Origin of the sequence: Nitrospira moscoviensis (genome assembly GCF_001273775.1) — a bacterium.
Classification (GTDB): domain Bacteria; phylum Nitrospirota; class Nitrospiria; order Nitrospirales; family Nitrospiraceae; genus Nitrospira_D; species Nitrospira_D moscoviensis.
The window spans coordinates 2857880-2874961 of record NZ_CP011801.1 but is presented as its reverse complement, the minus strand read 5'-3'; the positions used below and the strand labels follow the sequence as shown (position 1 = coordinate 2874961).

The following is a 17082-nucleotide window of genomic DNA, read 5'->3' as shown; positions in this document are numbered from 1 at the left end:
CAAGAAGGATAATCATGGCCTTCCATGGCGTGGTGCGCTTGGTCCACCGCCTTAGCGGTGCCCAACATCTGTCCTGTCGGTGGCGATATCCATTACAATCTCACAAAACCTCAATGACGGTACCAGAAGGAAACGTACCGCGGCGGTTTTGCCCGGTCCTTGTAATAATTCTTAGCTCCGGTGGAGTAGCTGATTCCATAAGTTTCAGGACCTGTTGCTTGAAGTGAGTTTCGCGATAGGGAGTTTCTATCACTACAAATCGTTCGACATCATCCACGGTGACCTGACTTCCTCTGAATTTGCTGACGATTCTACTCTTCAAATCATTGAAGTCAGGCGTAGTTCCAAATAAGAGAGATTGGTTCATGTCCGTGGTGTCTGCGAATTGGAACCTGCCTGATTCATCTGCCTTCCACATGGCCTCTTTCATTTTCTTGACAGCGTCATAGCTCTTGGTCCCAAAAAAGAGGAAATACTCGGTACGGTTGCCAGGGTCGATCATTTCGAATGATCGGACATAAGTAACGGCTGCACTTACCTGCAACTGGCGGAGGTACAAATCGTGGACGAATTTCTTACGTGCTTGAGGGTCTTCTACCGAACTGGCTTCTCTCCAGTCTTGGCATCCAAAGAGCGAATCGTAATTCGCAGGTTGATCGGGATGGGACAGGAACCGGTTAATCGCTTCATACATGAATGTGATGAGTACCTCACATTTGTCATTCTGCATGAGCCGCTTTATTAACGAAAACGGTGTGTGTGAAAACCCGAATGGATCGACGAACGCGAATGTAGGAGCAAGATTGCGTTTTTGTTCTTTCACGAAGTCCAGCACCTGCGTCAAGTGTTCATCAAATCTCCCAAGCAAACATTGAACCTTGAAGTTGGAAGGAACCTGAAGGGTTGCAATTTGTTGCTTCAGGACTTCGAGACGAGCCGGATCTGCCTCGATGAATAGAAACACCACTTGCGATCGGATTTGGGCTGTGTGGTGAATCGCTTCTTTGAGAGCAATAATCGGCGATCCCTCTTCGCCTGTTCGGTAGATCCCTGGACCGGCGAATCCATCGATGTAAAGCACGCGCCCGTTCCATCGAGTCATGATGGGAAGCCAGGCTTGGAGATAACGCCGAAGAATTAGATGTTTGGCACTGGTATGAGGTTCAAGGTCCCAACAAGTGGTCCGAGGGGGCATGAATGGCCTACATCACACTCACATACGCATCCGGAACCATTGGTAGCTGGCTCCAAAGTCTACCGTCCAATCGTCGCCCACCGGCTTTCGAGGTGAATCCACCCCATTGCTTGAAGAAAAACGGGACCTTTGCGCTCAGACATTGGTCGCGGATGCCTCGTACCCAAGCGGGCTGGACCGCGCGATAACGCGGGCCGCTTTCGCCCCCCACAATGACCCAAGAAATGCCCTTTAAAGGTAATCGAGCAATTGGTCCGAGAAGAGGTTCGACGGAGATAAACCGGACGGCCGCGGGAACTTTTTGGAGATGACAGACTCGCCATATGTACTCGCTGCTCTCGACAGAAACGCCCTGCCAGATATTGTCTGGCCAAGGCAGCGAGGGAGCGATTGTCTCCAAGCGCTCAGCTCGTTTCGTCAGAATTTGAAACACATGCCAGTGAGCTTTTGCCATGACGTCGAATGCTTGCTTAATAAAAGCATCTGGGATGGCTTCATGAAAGAGATCACTCATGCTATTGACAAAAATCTTACGAGGTTCTTTCCACCTGAGCGGGAGGGTCAGCTGATCCGGGTGGAGAGTCACCTCAAACCCGTTTCGATACCGCGGGTTTCCCATTGCCTCTAGCCGAGCCGAGAGTCGCTCGGCGTAGCAGTTCTTACATCCGGGACTAACCTTCGAACAACCTGTAACCGGATTCCAGGTTGCGTCAGTCCATTCTATAGCCGACTTGTCTCCCACAATTGTTTATCCCCCAAAGCCGATATTCACTCGAATGAGCATCATCTGGCGCTACTTGTGGAATCGCGGCGTCCAGGACTCGATCAAGTCACGTTCAAACTCCTGCTCTTCTTCATCTACTTCATCCTGCTCAGGAATGATGGGTCTCAGTACAGTGAGTGTCTTTCCATAAGCACCCAGGCCGATGACCTCTTCAATGAGTTCCCATGCAGGACCAGCTCCAAACCAAGTATGGATACTCGATATGCCTTCTATCCGATCGGCTTCAAGAACCTTTTTCTTGTTCTGATTGAAGGTATAGGTGTGGCTGGATCTCGGAACTGGATGTGCTTTTTTGAGCCATTCAAGTTCGCGGAGGGCTTTGAAAGCGTCAGACATCGCACAGAAATCGATTGATTGGCCGGTACTTACCACAACGGCTACAGGATAATCTGCGAATTTTACATAGCGTATTGCGGTGGCCGGGAAGGAGGTGATGCAGAGAGATGAAAGCTCCTCAATCGCCTCAAGACCAGGTTCGGTGTTCATAACCGCAACAGAAAACAGTTTACTTGGCATCAATAGGCCAGCCGCAAATGAATCCGCTTCCTTTTCATATACGTTGTCAGATCGAAACCCGGCGAGGGATTCGTGGATACCGGTTGCATCCAAGACGGCTTCGATGTGTCCCGGAAGGAGGTAATGTCCTAATTCATGGCTGATACTGAATCTTCGAAAACCTGGACTCTCAATATGTGTCGCGTACGCAATTGCGTATGCTTCGCCGACCCGAAGAAGCATACCCGATGCGCCCTCTGATTTGGCTGGCTTTGCGTGGATTTCAATTCCGAGATCCTTTGCAATGATGACTGGGTCGACAGGTAGGCTTGTAAGATTGTGGTCAGAAAGGAATCGTTCGGCGCAGCGAGTAGCATTTTCATAGCGGTCAAAGGCGTTACTCATTGGTTTTTCGATGGCTAGCTTTGCTTCGTTCGGCGAGCTTCTCAATCATCTCTTTCGCAAAGGCACGATCGGCGGCACTGAGACGTTCTATATCACGATGTAAACGATCAGCGCCTGCGAGTTCCTCGGGGTGATCAACACGGCCGAGCAGGTAGTCAGTGGTTACATCCAGTGCATCGGCCAATCTTCGAAGATTATCGAACGACGGTTTCCTCGTCCCGGTCTCAAAATGAGAGATAGCTGAAGCCTGCAGGCCCGCTTTCTCGGCCAATTCTCCTTGCGTGAGTTTTCGCCGTTCTCTTGCTTCCCTAAGTCTCTCGGGGAAGCTGGCCAAAGTTCTGCTTGACTGCGACATGACGATTCCGTATGATCAATGTTGACTGGTTCGCAATTCGATGGCGGACCATTTCTTTTGTCCAGATGAATGACGAACTCGTCAAATTATAGATGACTCGTTCGGCACATTCAAGCCTGTTGGTGAGAATGAACCAGGGAGCTGAGATGAGCGAATCAGATGCGGAGAAGTTCCAGATTCTGTCCCTCGACGGGGGAGGTATCAAGGGTCTGTTCTCAGCCTCGGTACTTGCGAAGTTGGAAGATGATCTTGGCGTTTCGATTGTGGATCACTTTGATCTCATAGTTGGTACTTCAACAGGCGGACTCATCGCACTGGGACTCGGAATGGGCATGAGACCTCGTGAACTCGTCAGATTTTATGTGGAGAGCGGACCAAAGATCTTTCAACGCTCTTTCGGACTTCGATCATTCACCCATTGGGTCTATCGGAAATTCCCCCAGGCTCCGCTTCGGGACGCACTCCAGGAATGTTTTCAGGATAAACGGCTTGCTGACTGTACAACTCGACTCGTGATCCCTTCCTACAACCTGGGGGACGATGACGTGTATCTCTTCAAGACTCCGCACCACGAGAGACTCAAACGTGACTACAAGGTTCCCTTGTGGAAAGTGGGGCTGGCAACGACTGCAGCGCCAACCTACTTCTCATCCTTCCAAGAACTCGATTCACTCCGTCTCATTGATGGTGGTGTCTGGGCCAACAATCCGACGCTGGTAGGCATTGTCGAAGCCGTGAGTCTGCTGCGAGTGCCGTTTCAGAACATCTCTGTCCTGAGTATGGGGACATCGGATCCCGTGAGATACCGGCGACGCTCATTGGATTGGAGCGGGAGGCTGGGTTGGGCCAAAAGCGCGGTTGATATCGTCATGCGGGGGCAGAGCCTTGGGATCCACAAACAGGCAGTCCATCTTCTGGGTGACGACAAGGTAATCCGGATCGATCCACGAGTGCCTGAAGGATTGTTTGCGCTTGATCGCCTCACCACAGAGGAGCTGCTTTCCAAGGCCGCTCATGAAAGTCGGATCTTGTCGCCAATGTTCGAACAGATGTTCTTGTCGCACAAGGCTTCAAGATATGAACCACTTTACAAGTAACGAGAGGAGGAGCGTGATGTTGATACAAACGAAAGAGCAGCTGGGCCGGGTACTCCACTATATTGCCGATTCTCTCGACATGCCGGAACAGCTCCAGGAACAGGCAGTCGCGAAGTACCAGGAAGTCGGCCGTTGGCTCGCAGATACCGAATCGCCGCTCCAAGGGAACACTCCCGATGTGTATCCTCAAGGATCAGCCCGACTGGGAACGCTGACAAAACCTGTGACAGACCGGGATGAGTATGACATCGACGCCGTAGCACTGCTGCAAGTCATGAAGCAGAGTATCTCCCAACAAGAGCTCAAACAGCGAATCGGAGACCGCCTGAAACAACATCCCGAGTATCGTGTGTTCTTGGAGGAGAAGCGTCGGTGCTGGACGCTGAATTTTGAAAATGGTCTTCATGTGGATGTCTTGCCGGCTATCCCAGATGAGGAAGGATTACCTGAAAGCATCTTGATCACAGACCGAGAGCTGACCCGGTGGCAGCATAGCAATCCCAAGGGGTATGCGGCCTGGTTCTGGTCGAGGATGAAGAGCATATTCGAAGAGGAGAGACGGGCGCTTGCCAAGGCGTTGCAGGCAGAAGTCGAGGCTGTACCGGATTGGAAGATTAAGACCCCGCTCCAGCGAGCGATCCAATTGTTGAAACGGCATCGCGATCTCCATTTTCAGCACGACCAAGATGACAAGCCGGCATCGATCATCATCACAACTCTTGCAGCATGGGCGTATGAGGGTCAGACGAACCTTCTCGATGCACTGGCCGGCATGGCTTGCACAATGCCAGATCATATCGAGTCCCGAAAAGGGGTCTATTGGGTCGTCAACCCGGTGAACGAGGAGGAGAATTTTGCTGATAAGTGGAAGGAACATCCTCAGCGACGGCATAAGCTCCTCACCTGGCTTAACAAAGTCAATGTCGACCTGAAAACTGTAGGCGATGTTCGAGGAATACCGGAAATCGCTCAAGCACTTGGTGCATCATTTGGTTCGCCGGTTACCAGGAAAGCAGTGACGCGCCTCGGTGACGTTTTCACGCAACAGCGACAATCGGGGAAGCTCTGGATGGCGTCCGGGACGGGGACGTTAGGTGCCACGGGGATCACCAAAGTGCGGAACCACACATTTTATGGCGGCATGGCCAAAGCAGAGAAGCCTTAGTCTCTCACTTCAGCAGGCAGCATTGCACAGACTGTTCCCCGCGTCCTCGGCTCGGATTCGGCGAAGTGAGTTGACTTGGGTGGGGACTATTACACCATTTCCACTCAGTAGGACCTATCGTGTGCGCCTCCGCTATAAGTTAACCGGTAGCCCTGAAGTTGAAGTCTTGGAGCCTCTTCTTCAAAAACGAGGATCGGACAATCCCCCGCATCTATACCCCGGCAAAAAGCTCTGCTTGTATCTGCCTAGAATCGGTGAATGGAACAAGACCATGATGTTGAGCCAGACCATCATCCCCTGGACATCCGAGTGGTTACTGAATTACGAGGTATGGCTTGCTACGGGCGAATGGAGTGGAGGTGGGCTGCACCCTCGCTGAATTATTACTTCGACCATGCGTAGGGCGATTGTTTGACGTCCTGGTAATTCTTATTCAGAGCGGGTTCCAGAAGGAGAATTGCGGCGATCCGGCGCGCGATGTTGGTCAGCTCGCGGGCTTCCTCGGTGGTTAGGGACCGATGGAGCAATTGCCTTTCGCGATAGCTCAACCATTTTTTGATCACCTCATAGCCGCCGATGGTGTAGTTCCACACATTGATCGGAATGTTTCTCCAGAAAGCGATTTCTTTGAGGTACACGTCGGTAGTCGTCGATCCCAGATGCGAAAGAGCATCGTCGAGACTTAGGCCTAAGACAGCAGACCCTTCTTTGATCGCTGTTCTCTCTTCTCCCGTATACTCGCGTTCGATCAGCTTCCCTTTACCGGGCATGGTGACCCCACCCTTGCCAGCGTGACCCCATCCGGCGGTCAGGTCTAGTTCACTGGCGTTCGGATTGATCGCCCCTCCACCTACTCGGCTGATTGATCCTAAGCCTTTCAGTTCTTTCCTGATGGTACCCGTCGTCACACCTTTGACTCCAGTTTCGGGATCAAGGAGGCCCGCAAGTAATTCTCCCAGATGAGAGGATTTCTCCAGATAGGATTTGGCGGTTGGAAGAGGGACACGAGGCCAGTCCTGACGCACCGCGCCAGCATTCTCATTTCTATAAAGTGGGGCATGCAGGATGGCCAGTGAATGAAAAAACAGAGGCTTGGAGTCCTTTTCCTTGATCGCTGTCAGATAGTGGATCGCATCGTCGGAAATATTTGGCACGTGCTTTTGTTGGGTCTTGCGGGAAAACAGCGATGAGGCCAGCGTCTTTTCGTCGAGGTAAGCCGGGAACATGGCGACATTGGATTCAACGATATGATGGTCTGCGAGCAGGGTCGTGAATTGTGGTTGATAAAAATCTTCTTTGCGATTTCTCTGGCCCGCGCTCAACCAAATGTTGCCGTTAAAAACATGCGGAAAATACTCTGACCGTTTCTCGTCTAGTAATTTTGTCTCTGGTTCCCAGTAGAGCCAGCGCACATCGAATGGCCGATAGCAGTACCGAACGATCTTCTCTGGGAGGAACCCCCGTTTCCGTAGTGTGTCACGTACTTCGGCAGCCTTGAAGCGCTGAGTACTCTCCATTACACCGGGTGCGATCCGTCGCATCTCTTCGTGGCCTATATTGGGATCAAAGTATTTGCTCAGTCTTTGAACCAGTCTTTCCTTGTCGATGTCGATAACAACGTCATCACGACTGGTTTTTACCCCTGGAAATGACACGGGAAAGAGGTCTTGCAACGACGGCCAGTTGAAGTAGGTGGCTTCAGACTTGGACGGGATAAATGGTAGACCCATCTCCAAGACGGGCAGTAGATCCTCATGGCCTCGTTGTTCGGCGTTCTTGGCCGCTTCTTCAAGCTCTGCTCGTTTCGTCTTCCCCCAAAAATGACGGAAAGCCACGGCCTCCGCATTCTTATGGGTATGCTTACGAACGAGCAAGGAAATGGCGGTGCCGACTTGAATACCTTCCGGATTCATCTCCGTTGAGAAGACGCTGGGGTCTGGTTTCCCATCCGGCGTGAGCTTGCCTGTTTTATACTTGTCGCCATTTAGGCAATCGATCCAGATGTGGTCAAACGCCTCCAGATAGCGCTCCCGCATACCGGTGAAGGAGAGTCCGTCCAGCCAGGAGTAGTTGGAGATGAAACACACGATACCTTTCGCGGTTCGTTCCACGATCCGGCGTTCAGCCATACGAAAAAAGCGGATGTAGAGGTCATTCAATCCTTGGCCTTGCGGTGGAGGGGCGCGCTTTGTCGTTCGATATGCCGTGGTCAATTCTCGTTCTTCGGCTACAGCGACGCCGGCGAAGCTGTTGTAGGGCGGATTGCCGAGGATGACGAGAATTGGCGTCTCTCGCTTCACCTTCTCGGCTGCGTCGCGCTCTTCTTCCAATTCTGGAAACAGCAGGTGTGTCTTCGGGCCTTCCGGTGGGTCCCAACCTGTCAATGCGTTGGTGAGATAGACTCTGATTCGTTCTGACTTCTTTTCTGACAGTGGTGCGCCGAGCAATTGCAGCAACAGGCCTAATTGCAGATGCGAAACAACGAATGGCGCCGGAAGAATCTCGAAGCCGAAGACGCGTTCCATGGCCGCCCGTTTCAGGTCGTTTGCCACCAGTGCATCGCCACCTTTATCTTTGAGTCTCTCGCCTATCCGCCGTAAGACCTCCACCAGATAGGCTCCGGTGCCGCAGCAGGGATCGAGGACGTATACGCGAGGATCGGCTAACCCGTCTTCAATCCCGAGTTCCTCCTGCAAGACCGTGTCGACTCTGGCAACCATGTATTGCACAATCTCTGTGGGTGTGTACCATACGCCGAGTTCCTTGCGGAGTTCAGGATCGTAGGCCTGTAAGAATGGTTCGTAGAAGTATTGGACAGCATGGCCTTCTTGAAATTTATCGAAGGATGCGCGATCGACGCGATGAAGTGCGGCCTGCGCCCAGTCTAGTACCTCGGTCAAATTGAGGGCCTCTAGCTGTCCGGGATCGGCCACTTCATGAAATAGCTTTCGGAGGACCGGGACGCGAAGGTAGCGCGCGGTAGTATTCCAATCGAACCTAGCTTTTCGATCTGACGGGAGATGCTGTTTGCTCCAGAGGACCCAGGCAGAGAGAGCCCATAAAATAGTGTTTGGACGAGGGTGGAGCGAAAGAAGTGATCCCCTTTGCGGTCTTCAAAAGTGAGGCCGAGAGCTTCTTGTAGTGCTTTGCGAACTGCGGTCAACGGTGGCAGGTCGGCGCCTTCGATTCTGGCTCGTGCCTCTCGAGCGTAGGAGGCTAGAAACCATGCAACGTCGGCTGGGTCTGTCAGTACCGCGGAGTGCAACAGCACGCGGGTCAAATATTCGATGAATCGCTCGCCATGTCGCTCGGCAGCTGCTTTCGGGTGCGCAGCCGCAGCCCAGAAAGCGGATTCGGTTTCTGCCAGGCGATAGCTTTCTAGCTTGATTGGTTTGCCTTCGGCATCTTGCCCAACCAGCACGAAGTCTCTGTAGTTCGTGACGAGGACTTGACGATACTTGCCCCAGTACTTTGACACCTGTTGCCCATCCGCGACGAGCCAGGCATCGTCTTTTGTTCATTTAATTTCAATGACCCCTCGGGAGGGCGTTTACCCGGGAAGTGGTTTGCCTTCTGTCGCTTTCTGGAACTGATCCTGGGTGAAGAGTCCGCCGTCCGGAAGTCCGGCTCCACGATCCTTGATGTTGATGATGCAGCGAACTTTAGGCTTAAGCGATTTACCGACTTCGTTCAGGAGGGTCGCGAGGGGACCATAGTAGGAGGTTTCATTGACAACCTCACCTGACGAACGAATGTCGCGGAGTTCTTTGAGATAGGTTTCGAGGGGGTTCATTGCCCTCGTCGGATTGATTTGTATTTGGGAGAAGGCAGTGAAGGCATCGTTGCAGAGAGGGGATACACTTTTCCGTTAAATAAATCAATCCATTATCCCCATTTGGCGGAGTAATTGCTCCAAGCAACTTTGTCGAGGCTGCTGCTCGAGAATTTCTTATAGTGTCCCTCGATCGTCGAGAGGCAGAAATCGCCTTAATATAGATTTATCTCAGACAACGGAAGAATCGGAAGGTTGTCACGATGGTCTCTCTTTAGACACTTCTTTGCGATATTCCGCAACAGTGCGATATGGGACAGCGGCGTAACCCTACAGCCCCCCGTGGTCGGCAAAGCTGTAGTACCGGTCCTCGCCCAGCACCAGATGATCAAGCACGGCGATGCCGAGCAGGTCGCCCCCGTCTTTGAGGCGCCGAGTCAGGGCGCGGTCTTCTTGACTGGGCGTCGCATCGCCGCTGGGATGGTTGTGGGCCAGGATGACGGCGCTCGCGTTCATGAGGATGAGTGGCTTGAAGACTTCGCGGGGATGGACGATGCTCATGGTGACGGATCCCATGCTCACGGTGTTGATGCCGATAACCGCATGTTTCGCGTCGAGACCGACGACCAGGAAATGTTCGCGATCGAGTCCATCGAAGAGCGGCATAAGCAGCCGGTATGCGCTCTGGGAATCCCTGATCGTGACGGGCGAGGGGTGTGCCAGACTCTCCTTCACCAGCATCACTCGGTAGCGGGGAATCGCATAGGCATGTTGGCTTGGCTGTGGCTTGGCAGAGAGGGCTTTCCTCGCCGAACGAGGAGACAGGTCGGCCTGAGAAGTCTCGTGTGCAGTCGGAGTCATAGTCATGGGCAGGGAAGAGGTTGTGGTGATCACGCAACCGTTCCTGAAGTGATCGCGGCTGTTTCACTGGGCAAGAGAGGGACTTGTTCGGGGAACTGGCTTGAACAGCAATGGTTGAGGAAAAGGTTGGCTCGGGTGGCAGCGCCACCGGTGTCTCCATGAAAGCGATCCACCAGCGCTTGAACCGTCAGCGGCGCATTACCCTCGGCGCGATTGTTGACCAATCCATAGGCTCTACGCTCTTCTCTGACGGCCTGGCGGCCGTCGCGCATCGTGCGCGAGCGGTCGTTGACTCTTACTGAGTGTGCTGCTCGCAATCGAGACTTCTAAGCTCCTCCAGGTGTTGCGCGACGTTTCTTCACATGGTTCTGTCCCGCCGAACCATGAACGGCATGTGCGGATTTAAGACTTTGAAACATCACAGTAATTGCCTCCGGAATAAATGGTGGCCCTCGCCTGTTAACCAACCAGGAAGGGGGAGATTCTGCAATGTATGCCTCTGTCGGCAGTCGACACAGATAGGAATTTGTGCCGGTAGAAGGTAGTCAATACAAATTGTGGCACCGGAGTGTAAACTACCACGGCCTCTTGAAAACGACGAACAGCGATGCCGCTCTATCTTTGTGAGGATCGTGCCCGGGGTCATTAGTTTGGCCTCTATGGATCTCGACAAACAACGAGATGTTTTCGAAGCGATCGTTCTCCCGCACCTCGATGCGTTGTATGGCTTCGCGTTGGTCTTGACCAGAGACCCGGCCGAGGCCGAGGATCTTGTCCAGGATACCTACGTTCGGGCGCTACAGTTTTTCCACCGTTATGAGCAGGGAACGAATTGCAAAGCCTGGTTGTTTACGATCATGAAGCGCATTTTTCTCAATCGCGTTCCGCAACGGGCCCGAGAGGTGCTGTGCCCTGAGCAGACGCAACACGGCGATAATGATGAATTGATTGAGTCCCTCGATAGCCACATGAATGTAATGAATGCGGTTCATGGGGGGCGAGATGAGATCTTTCGGCAAGACGTGGTGAAAGCGCTTGAACTGCTGCCTGATTCATTCCGCGTCGTCGTGGTATTGCGGGATATCGAAGGATTCAGTTATTCCGAGATTGCTCATATGCTCGACTGTCCAATGGGCACCGTGATGTCCCGATTGTCGAGAGGCCGAGATCTGTTGCGCCAATTGCTCCGGGCCTATGCCAACGTGGACAACCAACATGAACCAAACGTGAAGGGGTTAAGTCCCAATGCTTGATTGTCAGGCCATGCGGAAATTGCTTCATCCGTATCTCGATGGCGAATTGAACGCGAGGGATGCCATCGAAATCCAGTCTCATCTGGAGGGATGCCGGGACTGTGCCGCTCTGTACCGGAATGAAAAACTGTATCTTGATGTCCTTAAAGTCTCTCTTCCGCGCACGCATGCGCCTGTTGGCCTCGAAGGCAAGGTGAAGCAGGCGTTGAACAAGGTGACCGAGCGAAAGCAGGGCGTGCGGCTTAAGTGGATGCTTGTTCCCTCCTTCGCGGTTGCACTGATTGTGCTTGCGACCAGTGTCTTCTTGGTCCGGCAGCCGTCGGTGCCGGAATTTGTAGATGCGGCGGTGGCCACACATGAGAGCTATGCTGCTCATGATCTCGCTTTAGAAGTCACCAGCAGCGACCCGCTGCAGGTGTCGAAATGGGTGCGGGAGCAGGCGGGCTTTACGATCGCTCTCGCTCAGGGGCCGGTTAAGAACCTCAAACTGATGGGCGGACGCCTGGTTCAGATTGACGGGAAGAAGGCGGTTTTTCTGGCCTATGACGTAGGCGGTCGACCGTTATCTCTCGTGATGACGGCCGCAGATGGGGTGAGACTGTTCGGCAGCCAGGAAATGATCGATAAAGACGTCCGTTTTTACCAGTCCTCCTATCATGGCTTGCAAACCCTGAGCTGGGCGCTTGAAGGGTTGGCTTATGTTTTTGTGTCTGATGCGCAGGACATCAATAGGCAGGCGTGTCAAATCTGCCATAGCAGCGCCCGCCGGTTGCAGGAGCCAGTTGGACGCCAAGTCAAATCCATTTAGGGGTTCAGCCTAAAGAAGATGTTTACCTTCTGGGCCCCCCGTACCTTCCCCCGGTATTCTGTCTAATCGCTTTTCAATTCGCCTCTTCGTTGCTCTGAGTTGGGCTCCACGCAGTTTTATTCGTCCATCCCGACGTGCCTGTCGTTGGCTGCCGAAAGACGCAAGAACTTTTAAGGGAATAAAGCACGGCGCTCCTCTGTTAGATGCACTGGTTAGATACTACGCAACAGTTACAAGGGGACGTAGGTGCAAAGAAGCTGGCATCTGACGTCAGGAAGGAGGTGGTCACTGAAGAATAAAAAGACATCGAATGCAATTGATGGCGTGTCGTATCGATGGTGCAGAATCATTGCACGTGCAACTGAGGCGAGCATCCTTGGAGGGAGCTATGAAGAAAGACAATGACGGGATTCTTCTGGGGCCAGGAGTCTCACGGCGGGATTTCATGAAGATGTCCGCGTTTACCGGTCTTGCAGCATCGCTTGGCGGGCTCGTATCGCTGGATTTCCTGTCCGCATCGCCTGCGCAGGCTCAAGGGATGGGGACGGTGAAGCCGTTCACCTTTGCGGTGATGGCCGATCACCACACGATGGGGCCGAAGAACAACTATATGAAGATGCGAGTCGAGCGGTGCGTGCAGGAGGTCAACAACCTGAGCTTGAAGCCGGACTTCATTATGTCGCTCGGCGACGTGGTGCACGACGGCTCTGATGAGCAAATGAAATTCTTTGACGAGCTCATCGCGCCGCTGAAAGCCCCGGTCAAGTACATCACTGGGGAGCACGATTGGTATCTCGATATGGGAGAGTCCTACGGCAAACATTACGGCAAGACGACCTATTCGTGGGACCATAATGGCGTCCATTTTATCGCGCTCAACACGGTGATGTTGAGGGATTTCTGGACGGCGCGTGGTCTCACTGCTCAAGAACGAATGGATATCGCCGGTACGCTGAATCACCCCCTGCCGGGTCCCTTCCATGTCGGTGAGAAGCAACTGGTCTGGCTCCGTGATGATCTGAAAAAGGTGAAGAAGACCACGCCGATCATCATCTTCTCGCATTCCCCGCTGTACTACTACTACAAGCCCTGGAACTTCTGGACGGAGGACGCGCCGGAGGTGCATCTCCTCCTGGAAGGATACGAACATGTCCAGGTGATCCATGGGCATGTGCATCACATCGTCAAGAACCAAATCGGCAGCATCAAATTTGCCAGCAGCCTGTCGACGGGATGGCCGCATCCGTATCCCACCAGCGGATTGCCGGCCGGGTCGCCGAAAATGCCACGGGCCAATCCCGCGAACATCTTCGGCGGCTTGGGTTGGGATACGATGGGCGTCGACGATCAAGGGGAAGTGTCCGTCAAGTATGAAGAATGGTCTCGGGTCAAGGCCTGAGCGGCTAAGGCTCAGTGGAAGGAGGGTTTGACGATGAAGGGGCAGAGAACCGTGAAACGAATCGTGTGGCTGGCGATCAGTGCGGTTGCCGTGTCGGTGCCTGTATGGGTGTATGCACAGCGTGCCATGGATGTTCAAACCTTGCCGGGCCTGACCTCTGAAGTGCAGCGCAAGGATGCTCAAAGCGGGGAAATCCTCGATCGCAAAACCGTCGAAACCGGCACGAAGGAATTGCAGGAGATGATTGCCCTGGGGGACAAGCTCTGGCACAGCCGTGATCTCCCCATGAGTGGAAACGGTCAAGCCTGCAACATGTGCCATGCGGATGGCTCGGTCACGCATCCGGAGACCTATCCGAAATACAAACCGCAGTTGGGACATGTCGCGACCGTGCAAGAGATGATGGGGTGGTGTATCGCCATTCCGAACCAAGGCAAGCCCTATCCGCTGGGTAGCAAGGAAATGAATGCCCTTGAAGCCTATATGAATTGGAACAACCGGGGTCAGATCATGGAAATCGGAGCGGCACCTTCCAATTCATGACGGAATACCAGTGCACCGGCAGCCATCCGCAGGGGCTGACCAAAACCAAAGGAGATCGCCACATGAGTCTCACCCATTTCTTGAGCGACACACATGCAGCTGGCTGGTTCTGGATCCTGGGGGTCATCGCTGTCCTGGGGGGGGTCCCCTCCAGGGCAGCGGCCTTCCCTGGGGAGTCGGCCATGGAGATGATTGCAAAGCACGGTGCCCCATCCTTGCCCGGATCTGTGGAGCTTCCGTCGAAAGCGGTACTCCGGGCCGGGAAATCTCCCTCCGTCTTGGTGGTCTGGTTCAACACCAAATATCATCCACTCGGGTTACCGCTAGAACTGGAAGGCCGGGTGGTGGCGTCGTTCCGCTTCGACCGGGACTCGGTGTTGCGGCGCATTAGGCAAGGCGAGACCTATGCGATGTGGGATGACTTGCGGAGTGATTTCGAAAATCTGTTTACCGCACTTTCGACAGACCAATTTCAACAGTTTCTCGTCGCGCTGAACCAAGGCTGGACCGTCACCAATCTCACGCACCATCAGGAACCGCCGTATGATCTCTATGAAGCGCGCTCTCGGGATGGGAAGCTGAGAGCCGAGTTTTCATTTCGAGCCCCCGGCGTCCCGTCGCCCTCGGCGAGCGACCCCTACTATGGCGGCAAATTTCCCGACGGGAATTTCTGGATCCGCGTCCAACGGACGAAGAGTTGAGAAGGCGGTGACACTATGACGACCATCTTGGAATTACGGCATCAGATTGAGCAAGCTGAACGGCGGTTCGATGACATGCGCAAGTTAGTCGAGGCGAAAGGCTACGATTGGGACATGATTGACCTGAAGCGCATGCAACGCGAACTCGATGATCTCATTAAGAGGTACGAAGAGCGGATGTCGAAGAACCTAGGGTGTGTCTATCGGTATGGCTCTTCATCCGTGACGCCCCAAATCGGAACTCATCCGTTTGATCTCCACCAGACGCGGGAGAAATAACTATGCCGAGCCGTTCGGAGATTGCTCACGAGGCAAGAAGAGGTGAGACCGCTGCGCTGGCATTCCAAGAAGTGAGATGTCAGCGATGCGGCCGTCTGTTGCTGCGGTGGGATATGAGCGGACCGTCTCAAGTCCAAGTCAAATGTCCGCGCTGCCAAGAGATGAACTTGTTCACTTTGCGGGGTCCCACAAGCTGCTAACGAAGCCGTCGTCGTGACACAGTCACGACGCTGACATATCGAGACTCGGAAGCCCATCGAGGCTCAGAAGCCCATCGCGGAGTGACTCCGGGATGGGCTTTTTATTTGGTCCCACGTAGCTGGCTGACCTCATGAAAGGAGGATTATGAAAAGGTTTCCACTCACTGTCATGCTCGCTCTTGGATTGCATGGTCTGGTCTGCTCTGCCGGCTACGTCCTAGCCCAGGAAGCCGGCCCGCCCATACTGGCTCCACCTGTAGCTGAACAGGAATATGAGCGGTATTTCCGTCCTGGCCCGAAGTTTTCTGGCCCCTCTAGTTTAAGTCCCAAACTCACCATCAATGGCGACTATCGCATCCGGGGTTTTTACAACAACAATCTGACAGATGCGAGCAATGCGCGAAAGGACTCCAACGCCTTCAACATCCAGCGGTACGTCTTGGACGTCAGCGTCGTCAGCGGTGAAGGACCGATCAGCGTCGAAGGCCACGTCACGCCGTTTCTGACCAGTTCCAACGGGACAGGGCAATCTCGCTTGGGCAAGGTCGCCTTTGGACCGGACAGCTCGGCCAACGTGACCTGTACCGGAGTGGGCAATGAAGGAACAGCGACCAACTGTACACAGAACACGTTCTCGATGCTGCAGGCGTATTTGCAGGTTAATATACACAAGGTGAGTTTCCGGGCCGGCCGGCAAATCTTCACAATTGGCAATGCGTTGTTGGTTCAGGATGCCGTCGATGCACTTCGCTTGGACGTCCCGATTACTCCTTCTTCCACAATCACTCTTGCCAACCTCAAGATCTTGGATTCGACCCGAGCAGCCGGCTTCGGTGGTGTGTTTGTCGGGAACGGATCAGCGGGTGGGACGGGAGGTGATACGGATCTCTATCTCGCCAACTATCGATACAGTCCGAACAAGGATCTGCGAGTCGATGTCTTTGCCGGTCTCTATAGAGATCGAGGCCCATCGTTCATCAGTCAATTGAATCCCGTTCTGCCGGGATTCGGTCCGGCAGCAACGGCACAGGCTGGCATCTATGGCGTCGCCGGAGAAGTCACGCACGGGCGATTCCACAGCACGTTCGAAGCCGACTTGATCCGTGGTGTCGTGCAAAATCCGAATGGTCCAGCGCCGTTGCTCCAAGGCTACAACCTTCTCTTGACCGGCGATTTCGACATGGGAGGCGGATTGAACCTCGGCGCGACGTTTCTCCATAGCTCCGGCCAGGATGCCGGGGATTTGAGCAGCGGTAAGCGGGCGAATATCAACGGCATCAACGGCAACTATACGATGGGTATCATCACCATGAACGTCGGAGCCCGATCGCCGGCGCCCATCGACGGAACCTGTCCGAGTTGGTTTGATGCGCAGGGGCTGGGAGGACGGCCAGGATGTTACGGCGGCTCCGGACTGACGGCGCTCAAATTCACCGCCAACTATACGCCACCGACCATGCCGAAGCTGAACATCGAGGGCGATGTGTTGCCGGTATGGAGCGCTCGCGATCGCCCCATCCAAACCGCCGCCGGCAGCGCGCAGTTTACCAAGGGAGGGAACCACATCGGAACGGAACTGGACTTCTTTCTCCGCTATCAACTCCTGAAAGATCTCACGGCGGTGTTCGCCTATGGGTACCTGATTACGGGCAACTATTTTGAAGCCCCGTCAGCCGCAACCGTGGGAGTCGGCAACAATCCCGTGACGCAGAAATCCGACAACATGCAAGTGGGATTGCTCGAGCTGAATTATCGGTTTTAGAGTCTACG

Annotated in this window: 20 protein-coding genes; 11 read left to right on the top strand and 9 right to left on the bottom strand. The window is 53.8% G+C overall.

Annotated elements, in window-relative coordinates:
- Positions 1-100: 100 nt before the first annotated feature.
- From NITMOv2_RS13995 to NITMOv2_RS22855, 4 genes are read right to left on the bottom strand one after another with little or no spacing between them, the layout of a single operon-like run.
- Positions 101-1195 (bottom strand): three-Cys-motif partner protein TcmP, encoded by a 1095-nt coding sequence (locus NITMOv2_RS13995; protein WP_083448031.1) that lies wholly within the window; start codon positions 1193-1195, stop codon positions 101-103.
- Positions 1196-1202: 7 nt separating this feature from the next.
- A complete protein-coding gene (locus NITMOv2_RS13990; RefSeq protein ID WP_053380453.1) occupies positions 1203-1937 on the bottom strand; it encodes a DUF5131 family protein in 735 nt (244 codons plus the stop codon).
- A 51-nt stretch (positions 1938-1988) separates the two neighbouring features.
- Positions 1989-2879, bottom strand: coding sequence for an ImmA/IrrE family metallo-endopeptidase (locus tag NITMOv2_RS13985; RefSeq protein ID WP_053380452.1), 891 nt, complete (start codon positions 2877-2879; stop codon positions 1989-1991).
- Positions 2872-3234: a helix-turn-helix domain-containing protein gene (locus tag NITMOv2_RS22855; protein WP_083448030.1), complete on the bottom strand. Its 363-nt coding sequence runs from the start codon at positions 3232-3234 to the stop codon at positions 2872-2874. The genes NITMOv2_RS13985 and NITMOv2_RS22855 overlap by 8 nt, the downstream gene beginning before the upstream one ends.
- Before the next feature lie 146 nt (positions 3235-3380).
- Between NITMOv2_RS22855 and NITMOv2_RS13980 the strand changes: the two genes are divergently transcribed.
- Genes NITMOv2_RS13980 through NITMOv2_RS25285 form a run of 3 tightly spaced genes read left to right on the top strand, consistent with a single transcriptional unit; the run spans position 3381 to position 5875 of the window.
- Entirely contained in the window at positions 3381-4331 is a 951-nt protein-coding gene (locus NITMOv2_RS13980; RefSeq protein WP_083448379.1) for a CBASS cGAMP-activated phospholipase, read from the top strand.
- Positions 4332-4347: 16 nt separating this feature from the next.
- A complete protein-coding gene (locus NITMOv2_RS13975) occupies positions 4348-5496 on the top strand; it encodes a nucleotidyltransferase domain-containing protein (RefSeq protein ID WP_053380451.1) in 1149 nt (382 codons plus the stop codon).
- Positions 5465-5875, top strand: a complete 411-nt coding sequence (locus tag NITMOv2_RS25285; RefSeq protein WP_476638858.1) for a type II CBASS E2 protein — start codon at positions 5465-5467, stop codon at positions 5873-5875. Before NITMOv2_RS13975 ends, NITMOv2_RS25285 begins: the two co-directional genes overlap by 32 nt.
- A gap of 4 nt (positions 5876-5879) precedes the next feature.
- Here NITMOv2_RS25285 and NITMOv2_RS13970 read toward each other — a convergent pair whose 3' ends face one another.
- From NITMOv2_RS13970 to NITMOv2_RS24480, 5 genes are all read right to left on the bottom strand, one after another.
- Positions 5880-8429: a type ISP restriction/modification enzyme gene (locus tag NITMOv2_RS13970; RefSeq protein WP_238590356.1), complete on the bottom strand. Its 2550-nt coding sequence runs from the start codon at positions 8427-8429 to the stop codon at positions 5880-5882.
- Entirely contained in the window at positions 8408-8974 is a 567-nt protein-coding gene (locus NITMOv2_RS24275) for a hypothetical protein (RefSeq protein WP_202967233.1), read from the bottom strand. The genes NITMOv2_RS13970 and NITMOv2_RS24275 overlap by 22 nt, the downstream gene beginning before the upstream one ends.
- 72 nt (positions 8975-9046) lie before the next feature.
- On the bottom strand, positions 9047-9289 hold the full coding sequence (locus NITMOv2_RS24270) for a hypothetical protein (protein WP_202967232.1): 243 nt from the start codon (positions 9287-9289) through the stop codon (positions 9047-9049).
- Positions 9290-9598: 309 nt separating this feature from the next.
- Positions 9599-10003, bottom strand: a complete 405-nt coding sequence (locus NITMOv2_RS13965; protein ID WP_238590355.1) for a JAB domain-containing protein — start codon at positions 10001-10003, stop codon at positions 9599-9601.
- 155 nt (positions 10004-10158) lie between these two features.
- Positions 10159-10401, bottom strand: coding sequence for a hypothetical protein (locus tag NITMOv2_RS24480; protein ID WP_145976344.1), 243 nt, complete (start codon positions 10399-10401; stop codon positions 10159-10161).
- 387 nt (positions 10402-10788) lie between these two features.
- On the opposite strand from NITMOv2_RS24480, the gene NITMOv2_RS13955 reads away from it, so the two are divergent.
- The 8 genes from NITMOv2_RS13955 to NITMOv2_RS13925 all read left to right on the top strand — a co-directional run bounded on the left by NITMOv2_RS13955 (position 10789) and on the right by NITMOv2_RS13925 (position 17074).
- Positions 10789-11382, top strand: a complete 594-nt coding sequence (locus tag NITMOv2_RS13955) for a sigma-70 family RNA polymerase sigma factor (protein WP_053380448.1) — start codon at positions 10789-10791, stop codon at positions 11380-11382.
- A 10-nt stretch (positions 11383-11392) separates the two neighbouring features.
- Complete coding sequence (locus NITMOv2_RS13950; protein ID WP_187299214.1) at positions 11393-12190, top strand: anti-sigma factor family protein; 798 nt, start codon at positions 11393-11395, stop codon at positions 12188-12190.
- Positions 12191-12500: 310 nt separating this feature from the next.
- On the top strand, positions 12501-13589 hold the full coding sequence (locus NITMOv2_RS13945; protein WP_083448028.1) for a metallophosphoesterase: 1089 nt from the start codon (positions 12501-12503) through the stop codon (positions 13587-13589).
- A 33-nt stretch (positions 13590-13622) separates the two neighbouring features.
- Positions 13623-14132, top strand: a complete 510-nt coding sequence (locus NITMOv2_RS24265) for a c-type cytochrome (protein ID WP_053380445.1) — start codon at positions 13623-13625, stop codon at positions 14130-14132.
- A 182-nt stretch (positions 14133-14314) separates the two neighbouring features.
- Positions 14315-14833: a hypothetical protein gene (locus NITMOv2_RS13935; RefSeq protein ID WP_053380444.1), complete on the top strand. Its 519-nt coding sequence runs from the start codon at positions 14315-14317 to the stop codon at positions 14831-14833.
- Positions 14834-14848: 15 nt separating this feature from the next.
- Positions 14849-15112: a hypothetical protein gene (locus NITMOv2_RS13930; protein WP_053380443.1), complete on the top strand. Its 264-nt coding sequence runs from the start codon at positions 14849-14851 to the stop codon at positions 15110-15112.
- A 2-nt stretch (positions 15113-15114) separates the two neighbouring features.
- Entirely contained in the window at positions 15115-15312 is a 198-nt protein-coding gene (locus NITMOv2_RS25085; RefSeq protein ID WP_083448027.1) for a Com family DNA-binding transcriptional regulator, read from the top strand.
- A gap of 145 nt (positions 15313-15457) precedes the next feature.
- Positions 15458-17074, top strand: a complete 1617-nt coding sequence (locus NITMOv2_RS13925; protein ID WP_145976343.1) for a hypothetical protein — start codon at positions 15458-15460, stop codon at positions 17072-17074.
- The last annotated feature ends 8 nt before the right edge of the window (positions 17075-17082 follow it).